The sequence below is a fragment of the Pseudoalteromonas sp. SG43-7 genome (assembly GCF_014164295.1).
Lineage (GTDB): Bacteria > Pseudomonadota > Gammaproteobacteria > Enterobacterales > Alteromonadaceae > Pseudoalteromonas > Pseudoalteromonas rhizosphaerae.
In genome coordinates, this window is record NZ_JACJEY010000176.1 from 1 (window position 1) to 591 (window position 591).

Annotated in this window: 1 protein-coding gene; it reads left to right on the forward strand. The window is 41.1% G+C overall.

What is annotated here, in order from left to right; translation table 11 throughout:
- Positions 1-124: 124 nt before the first annotated feature.
- Positions 125-591: transposase (locus H5200_RS23375; RefSeq protein WP_259399283.1), on the forward strand; the 467-nt coding region annotated here is incomplete at its 3' end.

Here is a 591-nt window from a genome sequence, read left to right on the forward strand (position 1 = left end):
TTTGGCATATTCAAGTTTTTGTTGTGCACTGAGTGTTACTTTTGATTTTCTGGTCATAGTGATACCTTTTGGGTTTAGCTCATTTTACGCTATAAACCTGTCCAGTTTCATTAGACCATTACACATGGCGAAAAGTGGCTTTGATACTTACATTGCGGATAACCAATTTAGAAAACGAAACCCGTTATTTAAAGACAGCGAAACTTATGAAACAGAGCAAGAAAAACGCCGACTAAAACGCAGTAAAGGTAAGCCACGCTTATTTACTTCAGAGGACTTCCATTATGATGAAACAACACAAACCTGCCGCTGTCCCGCAGGCAATGACATGTGGCGAAGTGGTATCAATGTAAAAAGCCACAACCAAAAATACACGCGATTCTGCGGTTACTTAAAAGATTGCAAAGTATGCCCGCTGCAACAGCAATGTATGCGAAAGCCACCTATAAAAACAGGACGGCAAGTTCAGTTTAAAAATGATGAATCGCGTAAAAAGCTAAGCTACATCGACAAAATGAAGGTCAAAATAGACAGCCCAATCGGGCGACGACAGTACAGCAAACGACTTGGCTGTATAGAGCCAGTGTTCGG